The organism is Shewanella frigidimarina NCIMB 400 (genome assembly GCF_000014705.1).
GTDB classification, from domain to species: Bacteria; Pseudomonadota; Gammaproteobacteria; order Enterobacterales; family Shewanellaceae; genus Shewanella; species Shewanella frigidimarina.
The window spans coordinates 190,016-205,646 of the sequence record NC_008345.1; the positions used below are offsets into that span (position 1 = coordinate 190,016).

6 protein-coding genes, 1 tRNA gene and 3 rRNA genes are annotated in these 15,631 nt (G+C 44.0%); 9 read left to right on the forward strand and 1 reads right to left on the reverse strand.

Going from position 1 to position 15,631, the window contains the following annotated elements; genetic code table 11:
• Positions 1-386 precede the first annotated feature (386 nt).
• The 9 genes from SFRI_RS00960 (at position 387) to SFRI_RS01000 (ending at position 12,339) form a co-directional block, all read left to right on the forward strand.
• Positions 387-2,357 carry a heme lyase CcmF/NrfE family subunit gene (locus tag SFRI_RS00960; RefSeq protein WP_011635672.1) on the forward strand — a complete coding sequence of 657 codons (1,971 nt, stop codon included), beginning with the start codon at positions 387-389 and terminating at the stop codon, positions 2,355-2,357.
• A gap of 16 nt (positions 2,358-2,373) precedes the next feature.
• Entirely contained in the window at positions 2,374-2,928 is a 555-nt protein-coding gene (locus SFRI_RS00965; RefSeq protein WP_011635673.1) for a DsbE family thiol:disulfide interchange protein, read from the forward strand.
• On the forward strand, positions 2,928-3,410 hold the full coding sequence (gene nrfF, locus SFRI_RS00970; RefSeq protein WP_011635674.1) for a heme lyase NrfEFG subunit NrfF: 483 nt from the start codon (positions 2,928-2,930) through the stop codon (positions 3,408-3,410). The genes SFRI_RS00965 and nrfF overlap by 1 nt, the downstream gene beginning before the upstream one ends.
• 60 nt (positions 3,411-3,470) lie before the next feature.
• Complete coding sequence (locus tag SFRI_RS00975) at positions 3,471-4,010, forward strand: TlpA family protein disulfide reductase (protein ID WP_011635675.1); 540 nt, start codon at positions 3,471-3,473, stop codon at positions 4,008-4,010.
• 527 nt (positions 4,011-4,537) lie between these two features.
• A 16S ribosomal RNA gene (locus tag SFRI_RS00980) occupies positions 4,538-6,080 on the forward strand.
• A 392-nt stretch (positions 6,081-6,472) separates the two neighbouring features.
• Positions 6,473-9,377, forward strand: a 23S ribosomal RNA gene (locus SFRI_RS00985).
• A 147-nt stretch (positions 9,378-9,524) separates the two neighbouring features.
• Positions 9,525-9,640, forward strand: a 5S ribosomal RNA gene (gene rrf, locus SFRI_RS00990).
• The 16S, 23S and 5S rRNA genes sit together here with 1 tRNA gene alongside, the layout of an rRNA operon.
• A gap of 104 nt (positions 9,641-9,744) precedes the next feature.
• A tRNA-Asp gene (locus SFRI_RS00995) sits at positions 9,745-9,821 on the forward strand.
• A gap of 1,243 nt (positions 9,822-11,064) precedes the next feature.
• Positions 11,065-12,339: a CinA family nicotinamide mononucleotide deamidase-related protein gene (locus SFRI_RS01000; RefSeq protein ID WP_011635676.1), complete on the forward strand. Its 1,275-nt coding sequence runs from the start codon at positions 11,065-11,067 to the stop codon at positions 12,337-12,339.
• 49 nt (positions 12,340-12,388) lie between these two features.
• Here SFRI_RS01000 and SFRI_RS01005 read toward each other — a convergent pair whose 3' ends face one another.
• Positions 12,389-15,448, reverse strand: a complete 3,060-nt coding sequence (locus SFRI_RS01005) for a DUF2339 domain-containing protein (protein ID WP_011635677.1) — start codon at positions 15,446-15,448, stop codon at positions 12,389-12,391.
• Positions 15,449-15,631: the final 183 nt, after the last annotated feature.

Here is a 15,631-nt window from a genome sequence, read left to right on the forward strand (position 1 = left end):
AAAGCGGTTTTTCCGCAGTGCTTGGAATCTTGATTATACGTAAAGATTATTAATTGAATAGTAATATAAGGAAGATATGAATCTAAATCCTGAGAGTTGCGTACTGGTTCACAGATTGAATTGTTTGTCTAACTTAAGACGAAACTTTGTTAAGGTAACCATGTCAGACTGGTTGTTATAAATTTTCGTTTTGATTGAATAGATACTCATAATGAGACTAGTGACCCAATTTTGTACGAAAATGGCAGACAGAAGCCATAGCAAGTTCTAAAATGCGTTAAAATTCGTTTAAGCTAATGTGCGTATATTAGTTTCACCGCATTAATTAGTACTGCCGTGATTTGTTTGTTTCAGATCCGCTAATTTTTTTAGACTAAGGAATACCCATGATTCCAGAACTTGGACATTTCTCGCTAATTCTCGGTTTGGCTTTTGCCTTACTGCTAGCTAGCGTGCCGTTATATGGTTCCGCACGTAAAGACCAGTATCTTGTTCGCTATGCCTGGCCACTGACATACGGAATGTTTTTTTTCATCAGTCTCTCCGTTATAGCGCTAGGGTACAGCTTTGCTGTTGATGATTTCTCTGTGGCTTATGTCGCCCATCACTCTAATTCTCAACTACCAATATTCTTTAAAATTGCGGCGGTATGGGGTGGTCATGAAGGTTCATTATTATTCTGGGTATTCGCGTTGTCTGTATGGACTGCATCAGTGGCACTGTTTAGTAAGGGCTTAGAAGAAGTCTTTACTGCAAGGGTGTTATCTGTTTTAGCGATGATCGTTGTTGGCTTCGGTTTATTCATGATCCTAACTTCTAGTCCATTTGAACGGATATTCCCTATTCCTCTAGAAGGGCGAGATTTAAACCCAATGTTGCAAGATGTTGGCTTAATCTTCCATCCGCCAATGTTGTATCTAGGGTATGTGGGTTTCTCGGTATGTTTTGCTTTTGCTATTGCAGCCCTTATGAGTGGCAGACTTGATTCTGCTTGGGCACGCTGGAGTCGTCCTTGGACTTTAGCTGCATGGATATTTCTAACTGGTGGTATTTCACTTGGTTCTTGGTGGGCTTACTACGAATTAGGTTGGGGCGGCTGGTGGTTCTGGGACCCAGTTGAAAATGCATCATTTATGCCTTGGTTAGTCGGTACTGCTTTAGTGCACTCATTAATTGTGACGGAAAAGCGTGGGGCATTCCGTAACTGGACTGTATTGCTGTCTATCTTTGCCTTCTCATTAAGTTTACTCGGCACCTTTATTGTACGTTCGGGCGTTCTTACTTCAGTGCATTCTTTTGCAGCAGATCCAAGTCGTGGCTTGTTTATCTTGTTGTTGTTAGGTATTGCCATTGGTGGTTCATTAACTTTGTTTGCCTTCCGAGCAAGCGAAATGAGTAGCCCTGCACGATTTGAGCTTAAATCGAAAGAAACCATGTTACTAATCTGTAATGTGTTACTCACTGTTGCGGCAGGTACCGTTTTGCTGGGTACGCTTTATCCGTTACTGATCGATGCATTAGGCATGGGTAAAATTTCTGTTGGCCCTCCATATTTTAATGCCGTATTTGTCCCTATCGTGTTAGTGCTATTTGGCTTTATGGGTATTGGTCCAATTATTCGCTGGAAGAAATCTAAACCGGGTGAAATTAAAAAGCAGTTACTTGTGCCTGCTATTATCGCGTTAGTGGTTGGTGTGTCGGCTCCATTTGTTGCTGATGGTCAATTTAATGCTTGGGTGATGTGTGGTGTAGCGGCTACAACGTGGATCATGCTATCAACTTTGCGGGCTGCTTATAATATTGTAAGCAACAAAGAAGGTGGTATCAGTCTTAATAAAATGGGCCGTAGCCAATTAGGTATGATCGTCGCTCATTTTGGTATTGCTGTGTCGGTAATGGGCGCAACTATCGTGTCTAATTACTCGATTGAAAAAAGCGTGCGTATGGGACCAGGAATTAGCCAAGAACTGGCTGGTTATACATTTAAGTATTTAGAAACTAAAAATGTAGTAGGTCCAAACTATACCGCTCAACAAGGTCAAATCGAAATCTACAAAGATGATGAATTTATTACCTTGTTAAAGCCTGATCGTCGTCAATATAATGTTCGAACTATGGATATGACCGAAGCGGGTATTGATTGGGGATTGTTCCGCGATTTATATGTCACTATGGGCGATCCAATTAGTTTAACTGAGTTTGCTGTGCGTCTTAATTACAAGCCATTTGTTCGTTGGTTATGGTTTGGCTCGATCTTCATGATGATAGGTGGGTTCCTTGCAGCATCAGATAAGCGTTATCGTGTGAAGCAGGTTGCAACAGAAGATGCAGCAAAAGCAAAATTAGCGACAGCTTAATATACTCGGAGACATTATGAAGAAGTTTGTACTGTTTATACCTTTGGTTATATTTTTGGGTATGGGCGTGTTTTTATACAAAGGATTATTTCTAAATCCTAAAGTGCTTGATTCTGCATTAGAAGGAAAGCCAGTTCCGGCTTTCCAACTTGAGCGCTTAGAAGTGCCTAGTGAAGTGTTAACTGAGAAAGATCTTCCAGCAAAAGTGTCTATGTTGAACTTTTGGGCAACTTGGTGTCCGGCATGTAAGTATGAACATCCTTATTTGATGATGCTGTCTAAACGTAACTTATTACCTATATATGGTATCAATTATCGTGACGAGAGAGCATTAGCTGTTAAGGAGTTAACTACTCAAGGTGATCCATACACAGTTAACATCTTTGACAAAGATGGTCGCTTAGGTCTTGATCTTGGAGTTTATGGAGCACCGGAAACTTTTATCGTCGACCACAACGGTATTATTCGTTATCGCTATGCCGGTCCTATAGATCAAACAGTATGGACACAAACCTTGTATCCAATGATCCAGCAATTACAAGCTGAAGCTAAAGTCGATGGAGCATCGTAATGAAATTCATATTTAAAATGATGGTGGCTTGTACGAGTTTACTTTTTACTCTGACGGTAATGGCGACACCTGTTGATACTTATGAATTTCAATCGGCAGATAATCAACAAAGAGCATTGTCACTAGCACACCAATTGCGTTGCCCACAGTGTCAGAATCAAAACTTAGTCGATTCAAACTCTCCGGTTGCCCAAGATTTACGTCTTGAGGTGTATACCATGGTCGATAGTGGTAAGTCAGATTCAGAGATTATTGAATTTATGACCAGCCGCTATGGCGATTTTGTCTTGTACAATCCAAAGTTAGACTCGAAAACTTATATTCTATGGCTTGGTCCATTTGGATTACTTGTTTTGGGTCTCTTTATTGGTTTTATCTTCGTGCGTAAGCAGCGTATCCAGGCAACAGAATCGACAACCTTGTCGACAGAGCAACAAGCCGAGTTAGATGCGCTATTAAATCGTAGTAAGACAACTAAGTAACATAATGGAGTATTAACCTTGAAACAGTGGTTTGCGTTTATATTCACTAGCTTCTTTCTTATGGGTACTGCAAGTGTGGCTAATGCATACCCCGGCATGCAAGCTGCGGCTAAGCAAACCTCTGAATCAACTCTCGAACGCATAAATATATTGCCGCAACCATTCCCAATTGCTCTGGTCGATTTTACTAATCTCGTTGGTCAGTCGGTTAACTTTGAACAATATAAGGGTAAAGTGGTTGTTGTTAATCTTTGGGCTACTTGGTGTCCGCCGTGTGTAAGAGAACTTCCTGCACTCAATCGATTAAATCAAACTCTAAATGCAGAACATTTTGCATTATTGCCCATTTCTATTGATGCAGAAGCTGTGGCTATTGTGCAACCATTTTTGGAGTCTCTTGGATTAGGCGAATTTAATTCGTATTTCGATCCGCAACAACAACTACGTGATGTCTTTCCGCTTGATACGATACCTGCAACATTTATCTTAAATGAGCAAGGTGAGCTGGTGGCTTATGTACGTTCGTATGTCGATTGGGATGATACAAGTGTGGCTACCTTCCTTGAACAGTTTCGCCAGAACGCTAAAGAAGTACAATAAACAGTCATAAAATAGCTTAAAATACGAAAAAGGATCGCTTTTGGTGAAAAGATCGCCAAGCGATCCTTTTTTATTAAAAAAGGCCTTGCGCAAAAACGTGTGGTGCCTATAATGCGCATCCACTGACACGGCAGACAGCGCAAGCGGTTACCGAGTCAGGTTGAATTAAGTGCTTCAAAACACTGATTTCAAGGTGAAAGGAAAGTTTGAAAAAACACTTGACGCCAACACGGGAAAGCGTAGAATACGCACCCCAAGCCAACGACCTAGCGTCTTATGGTGATGTCTGAAAAATTGATATCAACGTTCTTTAACAATCTAAACAAGAAATCTGTGTGGACATTCACAGGTATTGAGTTATTCGAAATTGTCTTCTGTTCTTCGGAATGTTGGCAATCAAAAAATTTAAACTCAATGCAACGATGAATGTTCATAGTAATATGTACAAACATTATTTAGATTCTTCCGAGTCTAATTAATGAAATCAGAATTCATTGAGCCGAAACCTTTTGGTTTCAAAAAAACTTTAATTGAAGAGTTTGATCATGGCTCAGATTGAACGCTGGCGGCAGGCCTAACACATGCAAGTCGAGCGGTAACACAAGGGAGCTTGCTCCTGAGGTGACGAGCGGCGGACGGGTGAGTAATGCCTAGGGATCTGCCCAGTCGAGGGGGATAACAGTTGGAAACGACTGCTAATACCGCATACGCCCTACGGGGGAAAGGAGGGGACCTTCGGGCCTTCCGCGATTGGATGAACCTAGGTGGGATTAGCTAGTTGGTGAGGTAATGGCTCACCAAGGCGACGATCCCTAGCTGTTCTGAGAGGATGATCAGCCACACTGGGACTGAGACACGGCCCAGACTCCTACGGGAGGCAGCAGTGGGGAATATTGCACAATGGGGGAAACCCTGATGCAGCCATGCCGCGTGTGTGAAGAAGGCCTTCGGGTTGTAAAGCACTTTCAGTAGGGAGGAAAGGTAATAGTTTAATAAACTATTACTGTGACGTTACCTACAGAAGAAGGACCGGCTAACTCCGTGCCAGCAGCCGCGGTAATACGGAGGGTCCGAGCGTTAATCGGAATTACTGGGCGTAAAGCGTGCGCAGGCGGTTTGTTAAGCCAGATGTGAAATCCCCGGGCTCAACCTGGGAATTGCATTTGGAACTGGCGAACTAGAGTCTTGTAGAGGGGGGTAGAATTCCAGGTGTAGCGGTGAAATGCGTAGATATCTGGAGGAATACCGGTGGCGAAGGCGGCCCCCTGGACAAAGACTGACGCTCATGCACGAAAGCGTGGGGAGCAAACAGGATTAGATACCCTGGTAGTCCACGCCGTAAACGATGTCTACTCGGAGTTTGGTGACTTAGTCACTGGGCTCCCAAGCTAACGCATTAAGTAGACCGCCTGGGGAGTACGGCCGCAAGGTTAAAACTCAAATGAATTGACGGGGGCCCGCACAAGCGGTGGAGCATGTGGTTTAATTCGATGCAACGCGAAGAACCTTACCTACTCTTGACATCCACAGAAGAGACCAGAGATGGACTTGTGCCTTCGGGAACTGTGAGACAGGTGCTGCATGGCTGTCGTCAGCTCGTGTTGTGAAATGTTGGGTTAAGTCCCGCAACGAGCGCAACCCCTATCCTTATTTGCCAGCACGTAATGGTGGGAACTCTAGGGAGACTGCCGGTGATAAACCGGAGGAAGGTGGGGACGACGTCAAGTCATCATGGCCCTTACGAGTAGGGCTACACACGTGCTACAATGGCGTATACAGAGGGTTGCAAAGCCGCGAGGTGGAGCTAATCTCACAAAGTACGTCGTAGTCCGGATCGGAGTCTGCAACTCGACTCCGTGAAGTCGGAATCGCTAGTAATCGTGGATCAGAATGCCACGGTGAATACGTTCCCGGGCCTTGTACACACCGCCCGTCACACCATGGGAGTGGGCTGCAAAAGAAGTGGGTAGTTTAACCTTCGGGAGAACGCTCACCACTTTGTGGTTCATGACTGGGGTGAAGTCGTAACAAGGTAGCCCTAGGGGAACCTGGGGCTGGATCACCTCCTTACCTATACGACTAACTCAATACCTAAAGTGCAGAGATGCATGTGAGTGTTCACACAGATTACTTGTTAACTTCTTCGGAAGTAGAGTGAAACACACCGTTTGCCGGTTAAGTGTTGTTCTTTAACAATTTGGAAAGCTGATAGTACTAACTAAAGGCGCATAAATGATGATTCGTTGTCGTTTGTGTGATCACGTTAGTGCGAAAAACGTTAATGCGAAAGCATTAACACTTGAGTTCTCAAAACACTGTTTAAGTGTCTTGAATATTCTAAAAAACTAAGGCGAGTCCACTTCCTACCCTGGAGGTGAGACAAGTAAAAACCAGCTGGTCATGATATGACCCAGAGCTCTTCTCTTGTTAATTCAAGGGTGTGAAACTCATTTGGGTTGTATGGTTAAGTGACCAAGCGTATACGGTGGATGCCTTGGCAGTCAGAGGCGATGAAGGACGTAATAACTTGCGAAAAGCGTTGGCGAGCTAGTAATAAGCATTTGAGCTAACGATATCCGAATGGGGAAACCCACATGCATAAGCATGTATCACAACATGAATACATAGTGTTGTGAGGCAAACCCGGGGAACTGAAACATCTAAGTACCCGGAGGAAAAGAAATCAACCGAGATTCCCCTAGTAGCGGCGAGCGAACGGGGATTAGCCCTTAAGTCTATGGGGTGTTAGTGGAATGTGTTGGAAAGCACAGCGGCACAGGGTGATAGCCCCGTACATGAAAACTAACCATAGATGAAAACGAGTAAGGCGGGACACGTGACATCCTGTTTGAATATGGGGGGACCATCCTCCAAGGCTAAATACTCCTGACTGACCGATAGTGAACCAGTACCGTGAGGGAAAGGCGAAAAGAACCCCTGTGAGGGGAGTGAAATAGAACCTGAAACCGTATACGTACAAGCAGTGGGAGCGGTTCTTGAGACCGTGACTGCGTACCTTTTGTATAATGGGTCAGCGACTTACATTTTGTAGCGAGGTTAAGCGAATAGCGGAGCCGTAGGGAAACCGAGTGTTAACTGCGCGTTTAGTTGCAAGGTGTAGACCCGAAACCGAGTGATCTAGCCATGGGCAGGTTGAAGGTTGAGTAACATCAACTGGAGGACCGAACCGACTTATGTTGAAAAATGAGCGGATGACTTGTGGCTGGGGGTGAAAGGCCAATCAAACTCGGAGATATCTGGTTCTCCTCGAAAGCTATTTAGGTAGCGCCTCGAGCGAATACCATTGGGGGTAGAGCACTGTTAAGGCTAGGGGGTCATCCCGACTTACCAACCCTTTGCAAACTCCGAATACCAATGAGTACTACTCGGGAGACAGACAGCGGGTGCTAACGTCCGTTGTCAAAAGGGAAACAACCCAGACCGTCAGCTAAGGTCCCAAAGTGTATGTTAAGTGGGAAACGATGTGGGAAGGCTTAGACAGCTAGGATGTTGGCTTAGAAGCAGCCATCATTTAAAGAAAGCGTAATAGCTCACTAGTCGAGTCGGCCTGCGCGGAAGATTTAACGGGGCTAAACATACCACCGAAGCTACGGGTGCATTTCATTAGAAGTGCGCGGTAGAGGAGCGTTCTGTAAGCGGTTGAAGGTGAAGGGGTAACCCACACTGGACGTATCAGAAGTGCGAATGCTGACATGAGTAACGATAAAGGGAGTGAAAAACTCCCTCGCCGGAAGACCAAGGGTTCCTGTCCAACGTTAATCGGGGCAGGGTGAGTCGACCCCTAAGGTGAGGCCGAAAGGCGTAATCGATGGGAAACAGATTAATATTTCTGTACTTCCGCTAACTGCGATGGAGAGACGGAGAAGGCTAGGCTAGCGCGGCGTTGGTAGTCCGCGTTTAAGGTGGTAGGTTGATTTCTTAGGCAAATCCGGGAAATCGTACTTTAATGTACAGGCTGAGAGCTGATGACGAGTCACTACGGTGATGAAGTAGTTGATGCCATGCTTCCAGGAAAATCTTCTAAGCTTCAGGTTAGCGGGAATCGTACCCCAAACCGACACAGGTGGTCGGGTAGAGAATACCAAGGCGCTTGAGAGAACTCGGCTGAAGGAACTAGGCAAAATGGTACCGTAACTTCGGGAGAAGGTACGCTGCTGTTGGTGATGGGACTTGCTCCCTAAGCTGACGGCAGTCGCAGATACCAGGTGGCTGCAACTGTTTATCAAAAACACAGCACTGTGCAAAATCGCAAGATGACGTATACGGTGTGACGCCTGCCCGGTGCCGGAAGGTTAATTGATTGGGTTATCTTCGGAGAAGCTCATGATCGAAGCCCCGGTAAACGGCGGCCGTAACTATAACGGTCCTAAGGTAGCGAAATTCCTTGTCGGGTAAGTTCCGACCTGCACGAATGGCGTAATGATGGCCACGCTGTCTCCAGCCGAGACTCAGTGAAGTTGAAATTGCGGTGAAGATGCCGTATACCCGCGGCTAGACGGAAAGACCCCGTGAACCTTTACTATAGCTTGGCACTGAACATTGAACCTACATGTGTAGGATAGGTGGGAGACTTTGAAGCTTGGACGCTAGTCTGAGTGGAGTCAATCTTGAAATACCACCCTTGTAGTTTTGATGTTCTAACTCTGGCCCCTTATCGGGGTTGAGGACAGTGCCTGGTGGGTAGTTTGACTGGGGCGGTCTCCTCCCAAAGAGTAACGGAGGAGCACGAAGGTTGGCTAAGTACGGTCGGACATCGTACGGTTAGTGCAATGGCATAAGCCAGCTTAACTGCGAGACATACACGTCGAGCAGGTACGAAAGTAGGTCATAGTGATCCGGTGGTTCTGAATGGAAGGGCCATCGCTCAACGGATAAAAGGTACTCCGGGGATAACAGGCTGATACCGCCCAAGAGTTCATATCGACGGCGGTGTTTGGCACCTCGATGTCGGCTCATCACATCCTGGGGCTGAAGTCGGTCCCAAGGGTATGGCTGTTCGCCATTTAAAGTGGTACGCGAGCTGGGTTCAGAACGTCGTGAGACAGTTCGGTCCCTATCTGCCGTGGGCGTTGGATGATTGAAGGGAGCTGCTCCTAGTACGAGAGGACCGGAGTGGACGAACCGCTGGTGTTCGGGTTGTCATGCCAATGGCATTGCCCGGTAGCTACGTTCGGAATCGATAACCGCTGAAAGCATCTAAGCGGGAAGCGAGCCCTAAGATGAGTCATCCCTAGAGCTTTAAGCTCTCTAAAGGGCCGTAGGAGACTACTACGTTGATAGGCAAGGTGTGTAAGCGTTGTGAGGCGTTGAGCTAACTTGTACTAATGACCCGTGAGGCTTAACCATACAACCCAGATGGGTTTTACTGACCTTAGTGTTAGAATGAGGCGCTTAAACAGTGTGAACTCAAGACTCTTGATAAGAGTAAAAGCAATCAGCTTTCCGAATTATTATTTAATGCATCAAGAATAGTGCGTTAGATAAACAAATTTGTCTGGAAACCATAGAGCTGTGGCACCACCTGATCCCATTCCGAACTCAGAAGTGAAACACAGTATCGCCGATGGTAGTGTGGGGTCTCCCCATGCGAGAGTAGGTCATTTCCAGGCGCCTAATTATCTCGTTAAGAGATGCTCGAAAGAGCAAGTCTCCTAGTTATGACATACTAGCGACTTAAAAAGCATTTAGCATCGTGCGCAAGCAATTTGCTAAAGGAGCGGTAGTTCAGTTGGTTAGAATACCGGCCTGTCACGCCGGGGGGCGCGGGTTCGAGTCCCGTCCGCTCCGCCAACTTAAGATGAAGGCCTCTGCAGCAATGCAGAGGCCTTTTTCGTATCAGAAAATACGAAAAAATTAAAGATAGAGTGGTATTTCTTGCCCACCCATGGTCCTCAAGGCATTTGAGCATACATGCTCTTCGTCGCTTAGCTGATTAGACTGCCAATAAACTGCAGGCAGCCTGTCACGCATTTGGGTGCGGGTTCATTCTTATGATAATCAGCGTCCGCTCCGCCAACTTAAGATGAAGGCCTCTGCAGAAATGCAGAGGCCTTTTTCGTATCAGAAAATACGAAAAGATTAAAGATAGAGTGGTATTTCTTGACTAACCATAGTCTTCACGACATGTGGGCATGCATGCTCTTCGTCGCTTAGCTGATTAGGCTGTCAATAAACTGCAGGTGGCCTGTCACGCATGGGTACGCGGGTTCACTCTTATGATATCAGCCTGCGCTCCGCCAACTTAAGATGAAGGCCTTTGCTGTAATGCAAAGGCCTTTTTCGTATCAGAAAATACGAAAAGATTAAAGGTCGAGTGGTCTTTCTTGACTAACCATGGCCTTCACGACATGTGGGCATACATGCTCTTCGTCGCTTGGTTGATTAGGCTGTCAATAAACTGCAGGCGGCCTGTCACGCCGGCGAACGCAGGCTCACTCTGATGATAATCAGCACCAGCTCCGCGAATGACATCGAAGCCTAGTCTCACGACGAGGATTTTTGTATCTGAAATTTATGATATTTCCCTATATAGACAGCAGTGCGCAGTGCGTAAACCGAACTATGTTGTTGAAATGGGTGAGTAGTCATCTCAGTTCTGGACTCTTTATAAATCAAATGTGCTTGGTCATGCCAAATACAGAGGATCACATTTGAAAATTTGTTTTTGAAATATTCATTTGATAGCAGCTTTGTCCCTCATAGATGTTTACTTATTTCTGTTTTATTAGTGTTTAATCACTTCAATTTAGTTATCTCAAGCGTTATACAGCTTTTATGCAGCTGTTTCCAAATGCATAACTATCGTTTTATTGAGCATGCCTATATTATTTGTATGCCTTATGTATTGCTGATAACTCGTACAAAGATCATTAGCTAAACGATCTAATTTAGTTATTTTGAGATGTTACTGTTGAGTTGTTGTAATTCATTCAGCTACTTATTAGTTAATTTTCTATAAATACGATCTATTTTCTTGCCATTCACATATTGGTCCCCTAACTTAAGTGCCAATAGCATGGGATAAGGAATAACAATGAAGTTAGAAATGATTTGTACTGGTGAAGAGGTACTATCTGGTCAGATAGTGGATACCAATGCTGCTTGGGTTGCTAATACCTTGATGGAATTAGGCATTGAGATGCAACATAGAGTGACAGTTGGCGATCGGATGGATGACCTTGTTGCCGCATTCCAAGAGCGTAGTAAGCATGCTGATGTCATTATCGTTAATGGTGGTTTGGGGCCTACTAGTGATGATATGTCTGCATTAGCCATGGCGAAAGCTAAAGGCGAAGAACTTGTCGAAAATGTACAATGGCGTGAACATTTAGAAGATTGGTTTACCCGTAATAATCGTGTAATGGCTAAGAGTAATTTGAAGCAAGCTTGGTTACCAGCTTCTGCTGTGATGGTTGATAATCCAGTCGGAACAGCATGCGGCTTTAGAGTGAAGTTGAATAATGCGTGGTTATTCTTTACACCAGGTGTGCCTTTTGAATTAAAGCACATGGTCACAGAGCAATTTATTCCATTTATTACTGAAGAGTTTGGTGTTCAAGAAAAGTCAGCTTTAGAAAAATTACTTACTATTGGTCATGGAGAGTCATCTTTAGCGGATACTCTATCAGAGATCACTTTACCAGCTGGAATTGAGTTAGGTTATCGTTCTTCAATGCCACACATTGAAATTAAGATATTTGCTCGTGGTGATAAAGCTATTCGTCAGTTACCTGATGTAACAAAGCAGGTTAAAGCTTTATTAGGTTGTGCGGTTGTTGCTGAAAATCGCCCAACATTAGCAGCAGAGATCCATCATCGATTATACCAGTCTGGTTTTAGCCTTAGTGTGGCAGAGTCTTGTACTGGTGGCATGATCACCAGTCAATTGATCGATTTTGCAGGTAGTTCTTCGTACTTGCATCATGGTTTAGTGACTTACAGTAATGAGTCTAAAGTGAAAGTGCTGGGCGTTAATCCACAGATCTTAGATGATCATGGTGCAGTATCTATTCCTACTGTTGAAGCAATGGCGCAAGGTGTTCGAGGCATTTTAGACAGTGATTTTGCATTAGCCACTAGCGGTATTGCAGGCCCTGATGGAGGATCTGATGACAAACCTGTTGGAACAGTTGCAATAGCATTAGCAACTAAACACGGTGTATATAGCCAAATGGTGAAGTTACCTAAACGATCACGCCAGCTTGTAAGAAGTATGAGTACGGCAATTGCTTACGATATGCTACGTCGTGCATTACTTGAAGAGGCCGTTATTGTTGATTATCCGTCAATACCTCGGTTTGCCAAGTAAGTTTATTCTAGCTTGCTTATCACTGTTATAAGCAAGCTAGATTTAATGACTAGGCTGTAAGGTCTTCAGGCAATTGATTGTTTTTAGCTTTTTGATAAAAGTAAGCAACCGTTAGTAAAATCACTCCAATCAAAATAAAGGCGACGATTTTTTGAATTAATTCAAATGACGCCATATCTACAAAAATCACTTTGATACACGCTAAAGTAAATAGTAATGCCGCTAACCTGACGAGGCTTGCTTGTTGAGGTCTCAAACTGATAAACATCACCGCACTTGCATGTACTACTAATAACACTGCACTCATTGGCGCAGCCATGCTGGTGTCTAATTGGTAACTCCAGAGTAAATAGCTTATTACCAATAAAGCATGCCATGCCCATTTTAGTGCGTTGTGAGAGACTATTTTTCTGTGTGCTCTAATGCCTAACTTAGCGGTTAGTAAATATCGAGCTAATAAAACAAGCACTCCAAACTCTGCTAAATTAATCAGTAAGCTATTAATGTTTAACGTCAGCTGTGTTTCACTGTGAAGCACAATCGGTAAAATGGCACAGATAAAGATTGCCGTGTAAGCCAAGCTATAACTAGGTGCTAAGGCCTGCTTTAAATGTCGACCTATACGAGTGCTTCTTTCGGTAATCACACTGAAATATCCGCAAATAATTAAAGCAGTAATTGCCCATGATGGGTGGATTAGGTTCGTAACTGTTTGACTCAATACAGCGATTACTAAGGCAATATAATATGGACCAATATGCCATTGAAGCGTAGTCATTTGCTGCCACTTCTCAGGTAACTGAGTATAACGCCAGCTAATGAGCCCAATAAATGATAAACCAAGCACCAATGCGATTAGTCCTTGCCACAGTTCTGCTAGACACATTGCTGCTGTAACCATGGTTGCTAATACCGTGAGTATTTGCGACTCATAGCGAAGACTCTTGTGATTAACAAGGTATGCTAATCCTAAGCTCATGAGGCTGCTTAGCCATAATGCGATAGCAATATAGTCTGGATAACTACGAACGATTTTAGGTAATAGCAGCAATGGTAAGGCTAAATAACATGCCAACTGAACATAGTAAGCAAAACGGATTAACTTAGCGTCGGCGTAATATTTTTTGTACCAATAATACGCGAGTAACAGTCCGGTAAAGAGCTCGATACGGGCTAACTTAGCGTTCATAGCTTGGTCTGCAAAACTCAAGCTATTGGCGTCTACCATGCCAATAATCACTAATCCTAGTAGAGGCAGTTGCACTATCCAGGCTAATACTTCGCTAAAGCGTAGGGTGTGTTTAGCACTCATGTACAGTAGTAATAAGCTGATTAATGGCAATGTATTAAGCCAATATTGCTCAGTGATAAAGAAGCTAATGAGTAATAAGGTAACCGTATAAAGCACTCCAAGTAACTCTCTGATAAACCGTACAGCTAGGTGCTCAAATGTCATTAAATCAGCTTGATGGCGGCTAAGAAGCTTTTGTGCTGCAAAAGTCATTGCACAGGTAAGTGCCATCGATAAGCTCAATAATGCTTGATACCCTAATAAGCCATTATTGTCATAGTGTGGCAGGGTTAGTACATCAAATACGTTAGCAAAACTGCTGATTATGCCCAGTATCAGCAAGACATAAGCTTCTGCTCTAATAGGGTTAAATTGTTGTTTACAGCCAATCCACAGTAACAATAATCCCTCTAATAACAACACTAATCCCATCAGTTCGACGCTGAGTAAAAACAGTGCGGCAAAACCAGCAAAGCTTCCGGCAAAAGCCAAGGCAAGTGCATTAATATCTTTATCGCGTTTAATTACCCAATATAACAACCCACACAGCAATGCATTAAGTGCAAATAGCTCACCAGCAAAAATACTCCATTCCGTTAGGGTGTAGAGAGTAAAAACCATGAGTGCGATTGGAACCGCTAGCAGTCTTGGTGTTAACGCAGACTTGATGACAAATAATAAGCTGGCAATACCGTAGAGGTAGAAGAGCCCATTGATCATCAATAATGCTAAGCCGGTTTGCCAATCAATGACAGACAGCGGCAATTGAATAAATAAGCTGAGTATTTGTATGCAAGCGATATGGAGTAATGCAGTTATTTCGATGAGTATCGGCCAAACTAATTTGTGGCTTTGTACCATCGAGCAGATACCGATAAGCATTAAATACGGCAGGTACAATAATGGTGTTTGACCACCATCAAGTAACATCAATGGCGCAAGTGAACCACCAAGTAAGGCGACAATGGCCACCACTTTGGTGTCGAGTTTAAATGATAAACCATAACCAAAAACGGTGTTGAGTAACAGTAAACCAAAGCAGGCTGTATCGGGAATAAGCTGAAAATACGGCCCTAAGAAATACAAACACAAGTAGTTAAGAATAAGCCCAAGACCAACAAGCCCTGAACCAAAATCTTGCATGCCCGGTCGTTTTTGTCGAATGAATACACCACCGACAATAATGCTATTTGCTACGCCTAAACCTAATAACGCTTTACCCAGCTCTGAAAACCAGTTGTTAATAGAAAACTGCAATAAGTAACCAAACCCAAGTGTCAGGGTAATGATGCCGGCAACGGTCATCAAAAATACAGCACCTAAACCCTTAGTTTGGTAATGTTGATAAAAGCTTTTTGCTTGTTCGGTTAACCCAGACAATGGTGCCAGCGCAGATGTGCTGAATTCGCCAATAGCTTCAGCTAATTGAGAGACCATGGCACTTAGCGCACTTTGTCTGGCTGGTGACTTTGTGACTATCGAGGTTTGTTGCGCTGTTATGGATGGCGCTGACGCTGAATGATTTGTGTCTAACGGTTGGCGTTCCCAAGCGGAAGAAGAGTATTGAGGTTTATCGGCAACGATATTGCCGCTCGAATCGTTTGCTCGACTCTCATACACAGGAACATGTAAGTTTTTGTCAGCCAAGCTAATGTGTTGTTCATTGTTGTTTTGCGCTTGTACTTGCAGGGCCAAAGCATCAAGTTGCTGGCTGAATTTAGCTAACTGCTGATTTACATCGGCCTGTTGTGCACCTTGCTGTGAGACTAACTCAGCCAGCTGTGCTTTTAATGTGGCTACGTCATCCATTAACGGCATCATTTATCCCATGATTATTATGCACTCCAATATTGCCAAGTTATTGTACGTGGTTCTGATTGATTAGGAAATGCTCAGTTTTCTGATACTTGAGATATTTAAGTGTTGATAGATGTATGGATTTCGATATGTTTGAAACAACAAAAAAGCACCTCGGAAGGTGCTTTCTGTTACTACGAAAAT